This window comes from Chitinophaga sp. (genome assembly GCF_039596135.1).
Taxonomy (GTDB): Bacteria; Bacteroidota; Bacteroidia; order Chitinophagales; family Chitinophagaceae; genus Chitinophaga.
Window position 1 is genome coordinate 50,481 of sequence record NZ_JBCNKH010000038.1, and the last position, 18,989, is coordinate 69,469.

Annotated in this window: 9 protein-coding genes and 1 pseudogene; all 10 read left to right on the forward strand. The window is 43.7% G+C overall.

What is annotated here, in order from left to right; all coding sequences use genetic code 11:
• Positions 1 to 14 precede the first annotated feature (14 nt).
• Positions 15 to 3,134 carry a TonB-dependent receptor gene (locus ABDW16_RS20460; RefSeq protein WP_343672314.1) on the forward strand — a complete coding sequence of 1,040 codons (3,120 nt, stop codon included), beginning with the start codon at positions 15 to 17 and terminating at the stop codon, positions 3,132 to 3,134.
• Between the two features lie 17 nt (positions 3,135 to 3,151).
• On the forward strand, positions 3,152 to 4,744 hold the full coding sequence (locus tag ABDW16_RS20465) for a RagB/SusD family nutrient uptake outer membrane protein (RefSeq protein ID WP_343672315.1): 1,593 nt from the start codon (positions 3,152 to 3,154) through the stop codon (positions 4,742 to 4,744).
• A gap of 562 nt (positions 4,745 to 5,306) precedes the next feature.
• Positions 5,307 to 8,462, forward strand: a complete 3,156-nt coding sequence (locus ABDW16_RS20470) for a TonB-dependent receptor (protein WP_343672316.1) — start codon at positions 5,307 to 5,309, stop codon at positions 8,460 to 8,462.
• Positions 8,463 to 8,489: 27 nt separating this feature from the next.
• Entirely contained in the window at positions 8,490 to 10,067 is a 1,578-nt protein-coding gene (locus ABDW16_RS20475) for a RagB/SusD family nutrient uptake outer membrane protein (RefSeq protein WP_343672317.1), read from the forward strand.
• Between the two features lie 19 nt (positions 10,068 to 10,086).
• Positions 10,087 to 11,277 carry a glycan-binding surface protein gene (locus tag ABDW16_RS20480; protein WP_343672318.1) on the forward strand — a complete coding sequence of 397 codons (1,191 nt, stop codon included), beginning with the start codon at positions 10,087 to 10,089 and terminating at the stop codon, positions 11,275 to 11,277.
• A gap of 18 nt (positions 11,278 to 11,295) precedes the next feature.
• Positions 11,296 to 13,479, forward strand: a complete 2,184-nt coding sequence (locus tag ABDW16_RS20485) for a glycoside hydrolase family 3 C-terminal domain-containing protein (protein ID WP_343672319.1) — start codon at positions 11,296 to 11,298, stop codon at positions 13,477 to 13,479.
• Between the two features lie 26 nt (positions 13,480 to 13,505).
• The gene (locus tag ABDW16_RS20490; RefSeq protein ID WP_343672320.1) at positions 13,506 to 15,590 is read left to right on the forward strand and encodes a beta-galactosidase; all 2,085 of its coding nucleotides are present in this window, start codon (positions 13,506 to 13,508) and stop codon (positions 15,588 to 15,590) included.
• Positions 15,591 to 15,601: 11 nt separating this feature from the next.
• Entirely contained in the window at positions 15,602 to 16,495 is an 894-nt protein-coding gene (locus tag ABDW16_RS20495) for an alpha/beta hydrolase-fold protein (RefSeq protein ID WP_343672321.1), read from the forward strand.
• Between the two features lie 22 nt (positions 16,496 to 16,517).
• Positions 16,518 to 18,110 carry a glycoside hydrolase gene (locus ABDW16_RS20500; protein WP_343672322.1) on the forward strand — a complete coding sequence of 531 codons (1,593 nt, stop codon included), beginning with the start codon at positions 16,518 to 16,520 and terminating at the stop codon, positions 18,108 to 18,110.
• A gap of 357 nt (positions 18,111 to 18,467) precedes the next feature.
• A pseudogene (locus tag ABDW16_RS20505) lies at positions 18,468 to 18,989 on the forward strand (hypothetical protein); the annotation flags it as partial.

The following is an 18,989-nucleotide window of genomic DNA, read 5'->3' on the forward strand; positions in this document are numbered from 1 at the left end:
TTAAATTCTCACGTATGAACTTAGCTAAAACTATTCGCTTGCGAATGTTGCTGCTATTGGGTATAATTTTCATTTGTACCCTTAGCAAAACCACCCTTGCACAAACTGCACGGGTAAGTGGAACCGTTACCAGTCAAACAACCTCTTTGCCAGTATCGGCTGCATCGGTGGTCGTAAAAGGTTCTCACACATCAGCTATTGCCGATGAAACAGGAAAGTTCACTATTGCAGCAGCTGCAGGTGATATACTCCAGATTTCTTCTATTGGCTTTATCCCTAAAGAGGTAAAAGTAACCTCCGGTGATTTAAAAATTCAATTGCAGGAAGCAGAAAGCCAATTGGAAAATGTAGTTGTGATAGGTTATGGTGTACAGAAGAAAAAGCTCGTAACCGGTGCCAATGTGCAGGTTAAAGGGGCGGATATTCAGAAACAGAATACCACCAATGCATTGCAGGCATTACAGGGACAAGCTGCAGGGGTACAGATTACCTCCTATTCAGGACAGCCCGGATCAGGAATGAATGTTGTTATTCGTGGTAAAGGTACTGTGGGTAATTTTGCGCCACTGTATATTGTTGACGGGGTGCAAACTTCTGATATTTCTTACCTGAATCCTGCCGATATTGCATCTATAGACATCCTGAAAGATGCTGCTTCTGCTGCTATCTATGGTTCCCAGGCTGCTAATGGGGTAATTCTCGTTACAACAAGAACAGGGAAAGTCAATCAGAAACCACAGATCACCCTGGATGTATATTACGGTGAGCAGCAGGTGGCCCGTAAAACAAAATTACTGAACGCCAAGGAGTATGCTACTATTATTAATGAAGCGGCGGTAAACTCCGGAAAGGCGCCATACTTTAGTGATGATGTGGTGAACAACCTGCCGGTTAATACCAACTGGCTTGATCAGATGTTTAAGAAGAATGTTCCTACCCAAAATTATGTTTTGGGAGTGCAGGGCGGCGGTTTAAATTCAGCCTATTCTATGTCTCTTGGATATACCAGCCAGGGCGGGATAGTAGGAGGCTCCGATATTTCTTACTTCGACCGTTACAACTTCAGAATTAACTCCGAACACAATATATATCAGAATATTGTGAAAGTTGGAGAGCACCTTACATTCAACTATCAAAATAATCACGGTATTTTAGTAGATGGACTATACAACAACACATTACGTAGCGCCTTCACTACAAGTCCATTCCTGCCTATGTATGATGCTAACGGTAACTATTACAGCAGTGACACCAAAGGTTGGTATCCCGGAAAACCTGACCAGTCATGGAATAATACCGAAGCGAATCCCTATGCTGTAATGGACTATACTACCAGGAACCGTAACAGCAGCCAGGGTTTGTTTGGCGATGTTTACGTCCAGGTTGAACCTGTTAAAGGACTGAAGTTCCGGTCCAGCCTGGGTTTAAACTACAACAGCAATCAAAGCCATGGCTATACACCGGTATATCACCTGTCTATTTATGCCTTAAACGATACTGCTAAGGTGAGTCAGTCAATGGGCAGTGGAAGGACCATTCAGTTCGATAACTTACTCAGCTATGATTTTGATGTGCACCAGCACCATTTCAGCGTAATGGCAGGTACTTCTTCACTAAAAACGCAGACTGTAGGCATGAGTGGTAATAACTGGGACCTTCGTGTGGCAGATATGAGCCATGCTTATCTGTCTGTAGCACAGAACGTGGACAGGGGGGCGCCTTACATGAGCGTTAGTGGCGGGCCAACTGCCAGTGCTTTGATGTCTTACTTCGGCAGACTTCAATACGACTTCCGGGAAAAGTATTTATTGAATGTGACCTTCAGGGCGGATGGTTCATCAAAGTTTGCGCCGGACCGTCGTTGGGGATATTTCCCATCTGTGGCTGCAGGCTGGGTTACAACCAGGGAGAAATTTATGGATAATATTCATTGGCTCGACTTCTTAAAGATCCGCGGAAGCTGGGGCCAGGTAGGAAATCAGAACGTAGCTGCCTACCAGTTTTTATCTCCCATCAGTTTCAGTAACGCTGCTTATATTTTCGGCCCGGTTGAAGGAGCAAATACCCAGGGTGCCTATCCAAATCGCATTGCTAACCCCAATGTTAAGTGGGAAACCTCTGAACAGACCAATATCGGCTTTGACGCTACCATCTTCCGGCGTTTGAATGTAACGTTTGATTATTATGTCAAAAAAACAAAAGACTGGCTGATCACTGTTCCTGTACTGGCAACTGCCGGTGCTGATGCCCCATTGATCAATGGCGGAGATGTTAAAAATACCGGTGTTGAACTTGCATTGAACTATAGTAATACCATAGGTAAAGATTTTCACTATTCTGTAGGTGTAAACGGAGCAATTAATAAGAACCGCATCGGAAATATTCCTACTAACGACCATGTACTGCATGGTAATACCAATGTACTCTATGCCAATGCCGGCGAGTTTTACCGTGCTGCCAACGGTGAACCCGTAGGCTACTTCTGGGGATACAAAACAGACGGTGTTTTCCAGACAGCCGATGACGTACTGGCCTACAAAAATAAATCCGGAGCGCCTATCCAGCCCGATGCTAGGCCTGGCGATGTTCGCTTTGCTGACCTGAATGGAGATGGTGTTATCGATGCCAAAGACAAGACAAAAATTGGTGACCCTAATCCTGACTTCACTTTTGGTTTTAATATCGGCCTCAATTACAAAGGGTTTGATTTCATGGTCCAGGCCTCCGGCGTATCGGGTAACCAGCTGGTAAAGTCCTGGAGAAGTCCGGGAGGCTTTGGCAATTACAGTACTGAAATACTGGATCGCTGGCATGGCCAGGGAACATCCAACAGGATTCCAAGAGTAACAGAAGATGGTGCCAACTGGGCACAGTTCTCTGACCTGTATGTATATGATGGAAAGTTCCTGCGTATCAGCAATATCACGCTGGGTTATGATTTTGCCAAACTGCTGAAGAATAATTACCTGGGTAATCTGCGGGTATACGCAGCTGTACAAAATGCCTTCATCTTCACGAAATATAAGGGGATGGACCCTGAAGTAGGCTATAATGAAGGGTTTTCATCAGGTGTAGATCTGGGATATTATCCGCGTCCCAGAACATTCATGTTAGGTGCAAGCATCCGTTTTTAATTTAAAATGAATAGGCGATGAAAAACATTAAATATTATATACTGGTTACTGCGTTAATATCCATGATAGCCTGTAAAAAGGACTTTCTGGATACAGAAGATGTAACCACAGCAACAGAACAGAATTTTTATAAAACACCCAATGACGCCTGGAAAGCGCTGGTAGGGGTTTACGATGGATTGCAACGTGTCTGGTCGGGTGGTATAGCCTTTCCTGTTGCATCTACCATAATGTCTGATGAAGCTTTTGGAGCTACAGGAAATGCGGATGGTTTTGGTTTTCAGATGATGGATGAATTTGACAAGCTCCGTTCTCCTTCTGATCAGGATCTGTTCGGTGATTCCTGGAGTCTTTATTATAAGGCTATTTACCGTGCCAATATGCTGTTGTCACACCTTGATGGTGTGGACTGGAAAGGAAATACTGACTTGCGTAATACGTATGAGGCAGAGACCAGGTTTATACGTGCCTATTGCTACTTTGATATGGTCAGGTTATGGGGTAATATTCCACTGATTACCAAACCGACCACTGACAACGTACCACAGGCCAATGCAGACAGTGTATATAAGCTTATTGCCGAAGACCTGAAATTTGCAGCAGCCAACCTTCCTGCAACCAGCTATGGCAGTCAGGACCCATCTACACATGGCAGGGTAACCAAATGGGCAGCTGAATCACTGATCGGTCGTGTATTCCTGTATTACACTGGCTACTATAGTCAACCAGATGTAGTAGGAGAGATATCAAAGGCTCAGGCACTGGCATTTCTGGAAGATGTGATTAATAACGGCGGCTTTGGTCTGGTGGATAAGTTTGCCAATCTGTGGCCTGCTGCTTCTTTTAATAATTATGTGGGAGAAGATAATAAGGAAACGGTATTTGCCATCAAATATACTTATACCAGCAACTGGAACGGAAATGTGGATGGAAATACCTGGATGGTATTATATGGTATTCGTATCCAAAGCATTTATCCTTATGGTATGGGTTGGGGAGGCGCTACCATTGATCCAAAACTTTGGAATGCCTTTGCGCCGAACGACAGCCGAAGAACCGCTTCCATTATTTCCATTAATGATGAGAAACTTGATTTTCAGAATATAAAAGACCAACGGGAATATACAGGTTATACCATTAAGAAATATACACCAATGGCGGACGAGGCAGGACGAAGTCTGGCAGAAAAAATGGGCGGGGTCAGCTTTATGATCAGCCAATACCAGGATTATGTGTCCATCCGCTACGCAGATGTATTGTTGATGGCAGCTGAACTGGGATCTGCCGGTGCCCAGAATTACTTTGATGATGTGAGGAAGAGGGCCTATGGGGTTGATTTTATGCAAGTGCCTGTTAATCAGGAAAATATCATGAATGAAAGAAGACTGGAATTTGTTGCGGAGGGTATCCGCTATTGGGATTTGCTTCGGCAGGGTGTGAGTGTTGCCGCTTCGACTATAGCTGAATCAACAACCGTCCAAAACGGAGGGGTGAATACTACCAAAACTATTTTGGCATCGAAGATCCAGGAAACAAAAGGACTGGTACAGGTACCTAACTCCCAGATTACCTTGTCCAATAATGTATTGAAACAAAATGCCGGATGGTAGGTTTTAAATAATAATTCAAAAAAATACAGTCAGGAAAGCCGGGTTGGGGAAAATGTAGCTGTTGGATGAATGCAAACTGGCGACACCCGGTTTTCCTGATTATTAATAGTAGGTATTATTTCTATAATACATTCCCTGAAACGGTCAATTCCAGGGGACAAAATTGACTCATTGAAACATTTGGACCCCATAGTTGAATCAATCCTGGCCCTGTATAACGCCATGATAGCTATAACTTTAATACTCTTAATCCGCGTTTATGAAATTTCAATTGCTGTCATTCCACATGCCTGCCGGTTTTCCTTTAAGGAATTTACCGGAGGGTGATCCTGTTCGTTGGACAGAATCAATTCTTCTTTTCGCTGTTATTATTTCCTTTCAATTTCTTTTACCTCAAACAACTAAATCGGCAATCGTCCGGCCTCATTAACACGGGGCCGAAAAAACTGGCAGCCGGAGTGACCTGCTTCGATGTGCAGTTACAGGTCATGCATGTGCTGACCTATGAAATATTACCTCTTTCTGTTGAGATTTACCTTCTATTCAAGAAAAAAAGTACAAAATGAAGTCAACCAAAATGATTCGCTCGCGAATATTGCCGCTATTGGGTATTCTTTTGGGGTTCCTTAGTGCTAATCTCTCTGCCCAAACATTAAAAATAACAGGTAAAGTTGTGAATGCAATTAATGGTTCACCTATCCCCGGGGCTACTATTACTTTAAAAAATACCAATCGTTTTGTGATAACTAACGATGCCGGCGGGTTCACTATCGACGCTGCTGCCGGGAATACCCTGGTTGTTTCGATGATAGGTTATCAGAAAAAGGAAGTCGTTGTTAATAATGGTACTTCCATCGAAATTGGATTGAGTGAAAATATTTCCCAGCTGGGGGATGTTGTAGTAATCGGCTACGGCAAAGTAAAGCGTCGTGATGTAACCGGTGCTATATCCTCTGTATCCGGCGATGAAATCCGTAAAACACAGCCAGTAACCTTTGATCAGGCCCTTCAGGGTAAAGTGTCTGGGTTAGTAGCTCAGCAGATATCAGGTCAGCCTGGTGGAGCCGTGTCTATACAGATCCGGGGTTTGTCATCTTTTGGTGGAAGCTCGCCGATGTATGTAATAGATGGTATCATTATAGGCGGGACCGCAACATTAGGTGCTGGTGTGAATCCCCTGGCAGGTATCAACCCCTCCGAAATTGAGTCTATAGATGTTTTAAAAGATGCTTCTGCAACCGCCATTTATGGTTCTCAGGCCACCAATGGTGTTATTGTGATCACAACCAAACGGGGACAGGTAGCTCCGCCTACTATCACTTATGATATGTATACTGGCTATCAGCAGATACCAAAGAGATTGCCATTGATGAACCTGAGAGAGTATGCCACGTTTATAAATGTAAGAAATACAGGTTTGGGCTGGGGGTTTGATACCCGCCCGGAATTTGCGAACCCCCAATACCTGGGGAATGGTACTGACTGGCAGAAAGAACTTTTCAGGAATGCGCCGATGACTAATCACACCCTCACCGTTAGCGGCGGTGATTCCAAAACACAATACCTGTTATCCGGTTCTTATTTTAAACAGGAAGGTATTGCGCTAGGCTCAGATTTCCGTAGGATATCATTGAGATTAAACCTGGACAATAAAACAACCAATTGGCTAAAGATCGGTACCAGCCTGCAATTGGTTAATATTAAGGAAAATGTTAATTCCACCAGCTCCAATGTCATTAATACGGCGTTAAGTCAGACCCCAGATATTGCTGTGAAGAACGAGGATGGTAGCTGGGGAGGCGCTTATAACCCTAATGGATGGGTGAACAGTACCGTTAATCCTTATGCCATTGCTCTGATAAATAAAGATGAAGCAAAGAGAAACCAGCTTTTCGGCAATTTATATGCTGAAATCGCCTTTACCAGGGACCTGAGCCTGAGAAATGAGGTTACAGGAAGTTTTTCCATGGCCACGGAAGATAAGTTTAATCCAACTTATACATTCGGTCTGGTAAAGAATAATACCAACAGTGCAGTTTATAATTTTTCCCAAAGCGTATTTACAACTGTAAGAAATTTCCTGACTTATCAGCATCTGTTTAATAAAAAGTTTAATGCGAATGTATTGTTGGGGCATGAGGCACAACTGGGTACCAATGAAAACTCTTCCGCCGGCAGAAGTAACTTTCCCTCCAACAATGTGCAGGTGATCAGTAGCGGCGATCCTACCACTGCTACCAACTCCGGCAGCAAGGGACAAAGTGCCCAGGAGTCATATTTTGGCCGTATAAACTTTGGTATCAATGATAAATATTTGTTTACTGTTAACGTCAGGGCAGATGGTTCATCAAAATTTGCTTCTGATAACCGCTGGGTAACAACCTACTCCGGTGCTTTTGCCTGGAAATTAAATAATGAGTCATTCCTGAAAGATGTAAGCGCAGTAAATGAGTTAAAGCTGAGACTGGGTTATGGATTTACCAATAACCAGAACATCAGGGACTATGCCTACACCTCGACACTGGCCACGGTTGCTACTGGTCTGACCGGTATTGCTCAGCTGACCCAGAATGTAGGTAACCCTTATGTGGAGTGGGAGAAAACAAAATATACAAACATCGGACTGGATGGTGCACTATTTAACTGGAGAATAAATTTTGCGGTTGATTTCTACAACCGTAAAACAGATGGTCTGGTACTGCAGATACCTTTGCCATTATATTCCGGAACCTCAGTAGGATGGTCCCCTGGATCACTGGATGCGCCATATGTGAATGTGGGTACTGTAAATAATAAAGGCTTTGATTTCAGAATCAGCTCAACCAATATCAAAAGGAAATATTTTACCTGGAAAACTGACGTAACTGTTTCCCGCAATATTAATGAGGTATTAAAACTCAATACAGATGGAGCTTCACTGAATGGAACTTACAGCAAGACAATAGTGGGCAGGTCTATCGGAGAGTTTTACGGATATGTTATTGATGGAGGCGTTTTTGCAACAATAGAAGATTTCAAAACCCATGCATTGCCTACAAAAAATGGACAGCCATTACCGGTAGGTGCTGCTGGCGGAAGCATCTGGTATGGTGACCTGAAATTCAAAGATATGAATGGCGATCATGTGATCGATGAAAAGGACCAGACATTTTTAGGATCCCCTATTCCTAAATATCAGATTGGCTTAAATAATACTTTCTCCTATAAGAATTTTGACCTGAACCTGTTTTTTACCGCCAACATCGGCAGCAAGGTATATAACCAGCTGCGTGTAAATGGTGAATATCCTGGAACTAGTTTCGGTTATATGCGGGCACTGATGGATTATGCAAAGCTTACTTTGATCGATCCCAACGGAAGTGCTACGGATATCAATAATATCAGGGTTACTAATCCATCGACAAGGACCGTAGGTATCAGGAACGATAATACGAATGATAATAACCGTAATTCTGACAAATTCGTCGAGAACGGGACTTTTTTAAGATGCAAGAATATTTCTTTAGGTTATACACTCCCTGAAAAGCTGACCTCTCTGGCCAGCATTAAATCCCTGAGAGTTTACTTTAATGTTTCAAATGCTTTCCTCATTACCTCCTATAAGGGAATGGACCCGGAGATCGGATCATGGGACCCGCTGTCGGCAGGCGTGGATAATGGTTATTACCCACAACCACGGGTATATACCATCGGTGCTAACATTAAACTGGCCAAATAAAGTATTCATCTGCAAATACGAATAATCATGAGATCAATATCGGATAAAATAATTGCTTTCCTGCTAATAATCGTAATGATGACAGGGTGCTCCAAAAGCTTCCTGGATCGTCCGCCACTATCACAAATAAGTGCTGACAACTTTTATCAAACCACCAGTGATCTGCGACTGGCAACAGCAGCACTATATGCTGGCAGCCCCTGGGGCGACTGGAACTATACCTGTTATTTGCCCGTGGGTGATGTACTCAGCGGGAATATGGCAGTAGGATACTGGGGAGATGCTGTACAGCTGAATACCTTCACCGTTACCGGCATGAACGGGATTATGATTGCTAACTGGAAATCCATGTATAAGATCATTGCACATTGTAATGTTACTATTAATGCTATCCTGCAAAAGTCACCCGCTACGATTCCCGATAAGGACAAAGACGCAGCTATAGCTGAAGCGCGATTTATCCGTGGTTTTGCATATTATAACCTGGCAGTACATTGGGGAGCAGTTCCTATCATTGAGGACAACAGCAAGTTGATTGTTTCGCCACTGGTAAACCGTATAAAAACGGAGGATGTCTACAAATTCGCGATCAACGATCTGACATTTGCGGCCACCCATCTACCTGCCACTGATGACGCAGGCAGAGTAACCACCTGGTCTGCCCAGGGAATGCTGGCAAAGGTTTACTTAACGGCGGCAGGTTTAAACCAGAGCGGGGGTACCAGGGATCAGGCTATGCTTGACAGTGCAGCAAAATATGCGGGCAACGTATGCAGGAATAGTGGTTTGGCTTTGCAACCAAATTATGCTGACCTGTTCAAAACCCGGTATAATGATAATCCAGAGTCGTTGTTTGCATTGCAGTGGGCGCCTGGGGGTGCATGGCTGGAAGGGAACATGCTGCAGATATATTCTCCTGGTGGTACCGAAATATCTGCCAACGGACAGGCTGGCTGGTTTAATATACAGCCAACAGTAGAGATGTATGAATTGTATAAAACCAGGGATTCTGTAAGGCGAAAAGCGACCTTCATGATCAATGGAGACTACTATCCTGAACTGAATGCTGCAGGTGGCGGATATAAATTTACCGGAAGCTGTGGACTGAAAAAACATATTATCGGAACAAACAAGGATAATAATGCCCCTACGATGACCCTGACTTCTTCTACAGAGCACAATGCATTATTGAGACTTGCAGATGTATACCTCTTGTATGCAGAGGCGAAACTTGGCAACAACGGGGTGACTGCTGACGGGGATGCGCTGTTATATTTTAATAAAGTTCGTGCCCGGGCAGGCATGGACCCGGCGCCAAAGATAGATGCCGATTCCATATTAATTGAAAGAAGAATTGAACTGGCAGGAGAAGGGCAATACTGGACAGACCTGGTGCGGTTATCCTATTATGATCCGGCTAAGGCTATCAGCAGGTTAAATGGGGAATCACGTGTAACCTTTACCCTGTCGGCCGGTGTATTAACGCCGGCAAGTGCGTATGGCGTAATTACACCTGCCACTATTCAGAGTTTCACATTCCCGATTCCTTCTTCTGAGGTGACTGCCAATCCTAAATTGCAGCAGCCTCCGGTATCTTATTACTAAATAATAAAATTATTATACCGTGAATAAATTATATCTTTTTGCTGCTGCGGTGATCTTTACGTGTATGCAAACTGCATGTAAGAAGGATGAAGCAGGAAGTGCTCCGGTAATTACAAGCGTTAGAAATTATGCAGCTTCTCCGGCTGATACACTGGTGAATACCATCACTACGGGACAATACGTGGTGCTGATCGGGCATAATTTAAGAGATGCTGTACAGATATCATTCAATGGGGTACCAGCTACGATCAACAGCGTACTGTTTTCTGATACCAGCGCGGCGGTGCTGGTACCAGCAGTAATACCATTTCCAACGGTGCCGGCGGAGAGTCTGAATACCATTCGCTATGTTACCACACATGGTACAACAACGCTTACTTTCAGCATTGCGGCGCCTCCACCATCCATTACAGCTATCTCCAATGAAAATGCACATGAGGGAGATTCTGTTTACATTACCGGTCTGAATTTATTCTTTACAGAGGAATTTACTTTCGCGGGTACACCGATTACCCAATTTAAAGAAGCCAGCGACGGGACTTCTCTCGGATTCGTATTACCCGCACTTACCCAGGGAGGCCCGGTAAGTATCACCACCAAATCTGGTACTGCTACTACACCGTTTAATGTGAATGATGTCAAAACAGGTGTACTGTGCAATTTTGATGATATCAATACTTTTAGCTGGGGCACAAATGTTGAAAACAGCAGCGCGGACTTCCCTGGTAACAATGGCTATTATGCAGTATTACAAAATGATGTATTGCCGGCAGGGGATGGTAACTGGTGGAATGGCGGACGTAGTATTAATACCAACGGCGTGCAGTGGGTGCCTGTTGACAGCCTGAATGTGCCTGTGGACCAATACGCCGTTAAGTTTGAGATCAATATACCTGCTGCCTGGACAGGTACCTCCATTTATGTTATTAAAGATTACGATTTCGGTTATCTGGCCCGCTATGAGCCATGGCAGGGAGCCGATGGTACTATTGTGCCCTTCACTACCAAAGGTTGGCAGACAGTTACTATTCCTTTATCCTTATTCAGGACTAATGATGGTAAAGGGACCGCAGCTGGCAGCCTGTCCATTTTACTTGGTGACAAGGGTAGTGGTGCTATAAATATTCAGACAAAAAATTTTACTGCTGTACCTACTACTTCAGGTTTGCGGGCAGCTGTTGATAATATTCGTGTAGTGAAGATTAAATAGTATAAACATATAAGAGTGATGAAAAAAATAGTAAGGCAGGTAGTGCTTGGAATAGCAGGACTGTTAATCGGAAGTGCAGCCAGCGCACAATTGGTGGCAAATGACAGTAATCAGGATAAGAAAATCCGGTCATTGATCCGGCAGATGACCCTGGCAGAAAAGGTTAGCCTGTTGCATGGGAACTCAAAATTTTATGTATCCGGAATTAAGCGATTGGGTATCCCGGAATGGGCTTTGAGTGACGGACCACATGGCGTTCGTGCAGAAATAAACCGGCATGATTGGGCTTATGCCGGATGGACGAATGATTCATCTACCTGTTTCCCACCGGGTACGGCATTGGCTGCCACCTGGAATCCCCGGTTGGCATATCAGCGAGGTATTGTTCTGGGTGAGGAAGCTCGTTTCCGGAAGAAGGATGTCTTATTAGGGCCGGGTATTAATATCATTCGTTCGCCGCTTTGTGGACGAAATTTTGAATACCTCAGTGAAGACCCTGTGCTGGTTTCCAGAATGTCTGTTGCCTATATTAAAGGTCTGCAGTCAAAAGATGTGGCTTCAAGTGTAAAGCACTGGCTGGCCAATAATCAGGAAACCAACAGGGATTCAGTAGATGTGCATATGAGCGAGCGGGCATTACGTGAAATTTATCTGCCGGGATTTAAAGCTGCTGTAACTGAGGGCGGGGCATATACCGTAATGGCTGCTTACAATAAATTCAGGGGTGACTGGTGTTCTGAAAATGAATATCTGAACAGAGAGATCCTTCGCAGGGAGTTTGGCTTTAAAGGTGTGCTGATGACAGATTGGTCAGCTGCTCATACAACAGTTAAAGCTGCATTAACCGGCCTTGATCTGGAAATGGGAACAGATAAGCCGGATTATAATGACTGGTATTTCGCTGATCCACTGATCAGGGCTGTGAATGAAGGAAAAGTACCAATGTCTGTCGTGGATGAAAAAGTGGCTAATGTGCTGCGGGTAATGTTTGCCACAAAAATGTTTGATGAAGGGAAACGTGCAAAAGGAAAAATGAATACACCGGAACATCAGCAGGCAGCTTATAACGATGCCGTAGAAGCAGCTGTTCTGTTACAGAATAACGATGATATCCTTCCTGTCAATTTCAAAACTATTAAATCAATTGCAGTGATCGGCGATAATGCTACGCGGAAACATTGCAATGGCGGCCTTAGTTCTGAGATTAAAACTTTGTATGAAATAACACCGCTGGAGGCTATTCGGGAAAAATTCGGTGCAGATGTGAAGATTAATTTTGCACAGGGGTATGAAAAACAATCCACCTTCAGGGAAGGCAGCAATACTGGCCAGACCGGTGCGAATAAGGTAGATTGGAAATTAATCGATGAGGCAGTCAGGGTGGCTAAAGCATCTGACATCGTAATCGTTTTTGGAGGGTTGAATCATGATTTTGATACTGAATCTTCCGATAAACAAAATATGGATTTACCTTATGGGCAGGATGTGCTCATTCGTGAGGTAGCCAAAGCCAACCCTAAGACGGTGGTTGTTATTGTTGCCGGCTCTCCGGTAAAGTTGTCAGGCATCGTTCAGCGTGTACCTGCGATATTATGGTCATGGTACGGTGGAATGGAGGCAGGCAACGCTGTAGCTGATCTGTTGAGTGGTAAAGCCAATCCTTCCGGTAAGCTGCCATTCACCTTACCGGTGTCACTGGATCAGTCGCCGGCACATGCACTGGGCAATTTTCCAGGAAGAGATCTTAGCGTAAACTATGAGGAGGATATTCTGGTGGGTTACCGTTGGTTTGATACAAAGAAAATTGTTCCCCAGTTCCCATTCGGATACGGGCTTTCTTATACCAGTTTTTCGATAAATAATTTTTCGACTGATAAGCAGCACTACAGGAACGGAGATACAATCCGTGCAAAATTTACTATCAGCAATACAGGTGCCCGTGAAGGAGCGGAGGTAGTACAGTTGTACACTAGTGAACCTGTATGTTCTGTAATACGCCCGGAGAAAGAACTGAAGGCTTTTGAGAAAATTTTTCTGCATCCTGGTGAAACAAAAACGGTAGAGTTGATGGTGAAAGTGGCAGATCTTGCTTTCTATGATGAAACAAAAAAAGCATGGAATGTGGAGCCAGGTGAGTTCGTTTTACAAATCGGCAATTCATCCGGAAATATTTCATTGTCCGCGAAAATATCAGTTGACTAAGCGTATTTATTGAAATTGAAATCCAGATGAATAAAAGTTTTATAGTTGTTCTGGTCATATTACTGTTGGCCTTGAATGGAAGGACACAAGATACCAGCCGGTTTTTTCCGGCCAAAGATCTTATCACCACCGGTATCTATTATTATCCTGAACATTGGAATGAAAACCAGTGGGAGAGGGATATAAAGAAAATTGCTGACATGGGCTATGAATTCGTTCATCTCGCCGAGTTCTCCTGGTTCAGACTGGAGCCGGAGGAAGGGAAATTCGATTTTACATGGCTGGATAATGTTGTCAGTCTTTGTCAGAAATACAATCTGAAAGTACTGATGTGCACTCCTTCTGCAACCATGCCTGCGTGGATGAGGGAGAAATATCCGGAAACTTATCTGATGTACGGAAATTATATCCGTGGAGAACATGGTACCCGTGGTTTGGGATCAAATGCAAATGCAAAGTATCGTTTTTTTGTAGAGCGGGTGGTATCAGCATTAGGTAAGCATTATGGGCAGCATAAAAATGTGGTGGGCTGGCAGTTAGATAATGAGCCTGACGCCAAAACAGATTATAGTCCTTCTGCCCAGCAGGCATTCAGGAAATGGCTGCAACGCAGATATAAAACCATTGAGGCCCTGAATGCTGCATGGGGAACAGCTTTCTGGAGCCAGCGATATAATAGTTTTAACCAGATCATTATTCCAAATATAACATTGGTGAATTGGTGGGGAAATAACCCACATGCATTGCTGGACCTGAAGAGATATGCTGCTGATGAACAGGCAGGATTTCTGGATTTCCAGGCTGCTACATTAAGGAAATATATTTCTTCCAATCAGTACATTACTACGAATTATACGGCTGTTTGCCCATATGCCAATCCCCGACTGACCCGGAAGCTGGACTTTGCGTCTTATACGGCTTATCCTAATGGCGGTGCTAACAACAATGGTAGCTTAGGCTTCCGGTTAGGGGATAGTAAAACGGTATTGTTTGCAGCTGAATATTTTAAGTCACCAGGAGGTATTACCGGAGTAATGGAAATGCAACCCGGCCCTACGAACTGGGCAGGGCAGGCATCATTGCTGCTTCCCGGTACTGTCAGAATGTGGCTGTATCACACCTTCGCAGCAGGTGGACAGTTTGCCTGCTCCTATCGTTTCCGGCAGATATTATACGGTTCAGAACAATATCATGCAGCAGTTATTAAGACGGATGGTGTAACCCCTTCCCAGGGAGGCGAGGAATATATACAGTTTAACAGGGAGATCCGGCAGCTTCGTCAGTATTACAAGGCGGGAGCACAGCTTCCCCAAAAATTAACTGCACGTAAAACGGCTATTGTATGGAACCTGGAAAACTACTGGACGATCGATCGGCAGAAACAGAATGTACGCTGGGATTCATGGAACTACCCTGTGAAATTTATAGAAATGGCTGCATCCTTTGGCGCAGCCGCAGCTGTTATCGATGAAAAAGCTGATCTGTCCGGGTACAAGGTGGTAATTATTCCTGCTTATGAGATGGCAGACCAGGAATTAATTAAAAAATGGACCCGTTACGTAGAGCAGGGCGGGCATCTGATCATTACGTGCCGGACTGCCACTATGGACCGTAACGGACATTTCTGGGAAGGTGAAACGGCAGCACCGCTTTCAGCATTGATCGGGGCACATATATCTTCTACTGATATGATTGCACCCAATACCAAAGGTGATGTGCTTTCCGGCCAGCAACATTATTTCTGGAATATCTGGGCTGATTTATTGAAGCCTGATGATAATACCACTGTTCTGGCTACTTACAACGACCAGTTTTACAAGGGTACATCGGCTGTGGTGAAAAGAAATATAGGAAAGGGTACTGTAACTTATATCGGTGTTGTATCTGACGATATGAAACTGGAAAAGGAAATATTGAAGGCCAATTATATTGAAGCTGGTGCAGCAATCGAAAATTATCCACCTGGTATATATGTTTATTGGAGAGATGGATTTTATGTGGCAGTAAATTATTCATCTGATAATTATGAAATGAATATACCTGCGCAGGCGAGGGTGCTGATCGGGAAGAAAGTGCTGGAGCCGGCAGGGGTTTTGGTTTGGAGTGAATAAAAAATAGTAATATGTCAAGGAGATTTTTATTTACAGCGTTAGCCGTTTTTGTTTTCGGCTATAGTTGCCTGGCACAATCAGGTAGTGTTGATTCGACAACTACATTTCCTCTTCCGCCGGCTGGATTTAATGTACAGCGGGAAAATATTCCTCATGGGAAACTGACAGCTGTACAATACGATTCCAGGACACTTGGAAAGCGCCGGGAGATGAATGTTTATACACCGCCGGGATATGCTGCCAGTGATAAATATCCTGTTATCTATCTGTTACATGGCGTCAATGCTGATTATCGCCAGTGGACGGAATGGTGTCAGGCTGATAATGTTATAGATAACCTTATCGCTGATGGTAAGATAAAACCTGTGATCATAGTTTTTCCCAACTGCGATGCCAGGCTGACGGTGAATGATACAACCGCTGCAAACCGTTCCGGGAAAGCGGATAATTATGATGGCTACAGAAAACCATTCGAAGATGATTTACTGAAAGATATAATCCCGTTTATAGATTCACATTATTCCACTATTCATAATCGAAAGTACCGCGCCCTGGCAGGTTTGTCAATGGGAGGTGGACAGTCCTTTAATATCGGATTATATCACCTGGAAACTTTTGCTTATGTAGGTGGATTCTCCGCCGCCCCTAATACGAACATGTTTGGTGGTATGTATAATGATGTCAGATTTATTCCTGATATCAAATATGCCAGGAAGAACCTGAAGCTGTTATGGGTTGGATGTGGGAATACAGATTATCTTTTCCGGGTTAGTGAAAAAGTACATCAGTACCTAAAAGAAGTAGATATGCCACATGTTTGGACGGTAAGTACTTACGCACATGACAACAGGGAGTGGGACCGTAATCTGTATTTATTTGCCCAGCAGATATTCAAAGATTTGTAAGAAATAAAAATGAATGAAAAAGATGAATAGAAGTTTAAGTCTTTTTGTGCTCCTGGTGTTATCCATGGCCGGAACAACTATAGCACAGCGTAAAAAAGAAAAACAGCCAGTAATTCCAGAACGGGTTATCAATATAGATTTTAATAAATCTGCCGGAAAGTTTAACACCATGTTTAATGAGTGTGTGGGTGCCGGACGTGCTAATGAGGGGCTTCGGGCAGATTGGCAACAACAGTTAGCTTACGTTAAGAAAGCATGTGGTTTCAGGTATATACGCATGCATGGCCTCCTGACAGATGATATGGCGGTATATACCCAGGATGAAAAAGGTAACCCGGTATATAACTATATGTACATCGATGTACTTTTCGATTTTTTGCATAGTATCGGCATGAAACCTTTTGTAGAACTTGGCTTTATGCCGTCTGCACTGGCAAGTGGTCCTAAAACGATCTTCTGGTGGCGTGGGAATGTTACGCCTCCCAGAGATTATGAAAGGTGGGGTGCTTTAATAGAAAACCTTACCCGGCATTTCACTGAGCGTTATGGCGCTGAAGAAGTAAAAACCTGGTATTTTGAAGTCTGGAATGAACCTAACCTGGATGGTTTCTGGGCAGGAACACAGGACGATTATTTCAAATTATATACTTATAGTGCCAGGGCAATTAAGCGCGTAAACGCATCGTATCGTGTAGGTGGGCCTGGGACCGCCGGTGCTGCCTGGGAACCGGAAATGATTGCCTATTGTCAGCAACATCAGGTGCCGATCGACTTTATCAGTACCCATGCCTATGGCGTAAAACAGGGATACCTTGATGAATTTGGACACGGAGGTACGGTGCTCGACAAAAATCCTATGAGTGTAAGCGGAGATGTATTGCAATCGCGCAAAGAAATTGCCGGCTCATCTATGCCAAAACTTGAACTGCATTACACAGAATGGAGTGCATCATATACCCCGGCAGATCCTATCCATGATAGCTATCACGAGGCAGCTTATGTTTTGCAGAAGCTAAAACAGGTGGGGGATGCCGCTAACTCCATGTCCTATTGGGTTTTTACAGACATCTTTGAAGAACCAGGTCCGCGCTTTACCCCATTCCATGGAGGATTTGGTCTGCTCAGTACCCAGGGTATTAATAAACCCGTGTTTTACGCCTATCAGTTTTTGAACAAGCTGGGAAATACTGAATTAGTCAACACCGATTCCACTTCATGGGTATGCAGGGATTCAGTTGGTAATATACAGGTACTTGCCTGGGATTTTACCAATACGCATCCGGGAGATTCGGTACATAACCAGGACTATTATATCCGCGACCTTCCTTCAAATCCGAAAGGGAAACTAAAGTTGAATATTGCCAATGTTCCGGATGGTAACTATGCACTTGAAATATATAAAGTTGGGTATCGTAGCAATGATGCGTATTCTACATATCTGTCTGTTGGTAAACCGGCGCAGCTTAACCGGCAGCAGGTTGAACAAATAAAGAAACAAAACGATGGATCGCCCGTAACCAGGGAAATGATTACAGTGAAAGCCGGTGTTCCATTTACAAAAGAGCTGGATATCCGTGAAAATGATGTATTCTTTTTGAATATGATCAGACTGTAGATACATTTACCTGATTTTTCGGCATATGTTATGCCCGAAGATAAAAAAGCCCTGCAGTGTTTATCTGTAGGGCTTTTTGTTTATGTAATAACAGGCCTTGAAACAATTCCTGCCATAGAATGAAACATATAAGATCCATGTCTTAATTAACATTCAGCTAGTTTTGCATCATTCATATAACAGAAAGATTCCGGTTATGAATAGAACGTTGCGGTCACCCGCTGTCGCGGATCATCAATTAACAATTAATTATACAACAGTGCACAATTGAACAATACAATAGAAGTTTTTGCAGAGAACTTTATGGTATTGTATTTCTTAAATCCCGCTTTATTTACCTAAAACCATTTTAACTTTATGAAAACCAGGTTACTTACATCATTCAAACAAAGTCTTTCTGTACTATTATGGACCTTCAAAGTATGCACAGGGGGGCGGCAAAGTGCACTCACCTGGCGCTTATTATTTTTTGTTACCCTAGGTCTGGCCCAGCATGTCAGGGCCCAGACCAGTACTTATACCTGGAACAATGCACCTATCGGCGGTGGCGGATTTGTGACAGGAATTATTACCCACAAAACATCCGGGGACAGGTATTGCCGTACTGATGTAGGAGGCGCCTACCGTTGGGATGCTGCTAACAATAAATGGGTGCAGCTGCTCGACTGGCTTAATGAATCAGAGACCGGCTTTGTCGGAGTGGAAGCATTGGCCCTGGATCCCCAAAATGCAAATAATCTTTATATGCTGTGCGGTACTTCCTATCTCAATGGTGGAAGAACGGCTATATTGAAATCTACCGATAAAGGAAATACTTTCACCTATACAGATGTTACCTCCAAATTTACCGCAAACGGCCATTGCCATTGCCGTTTGCGG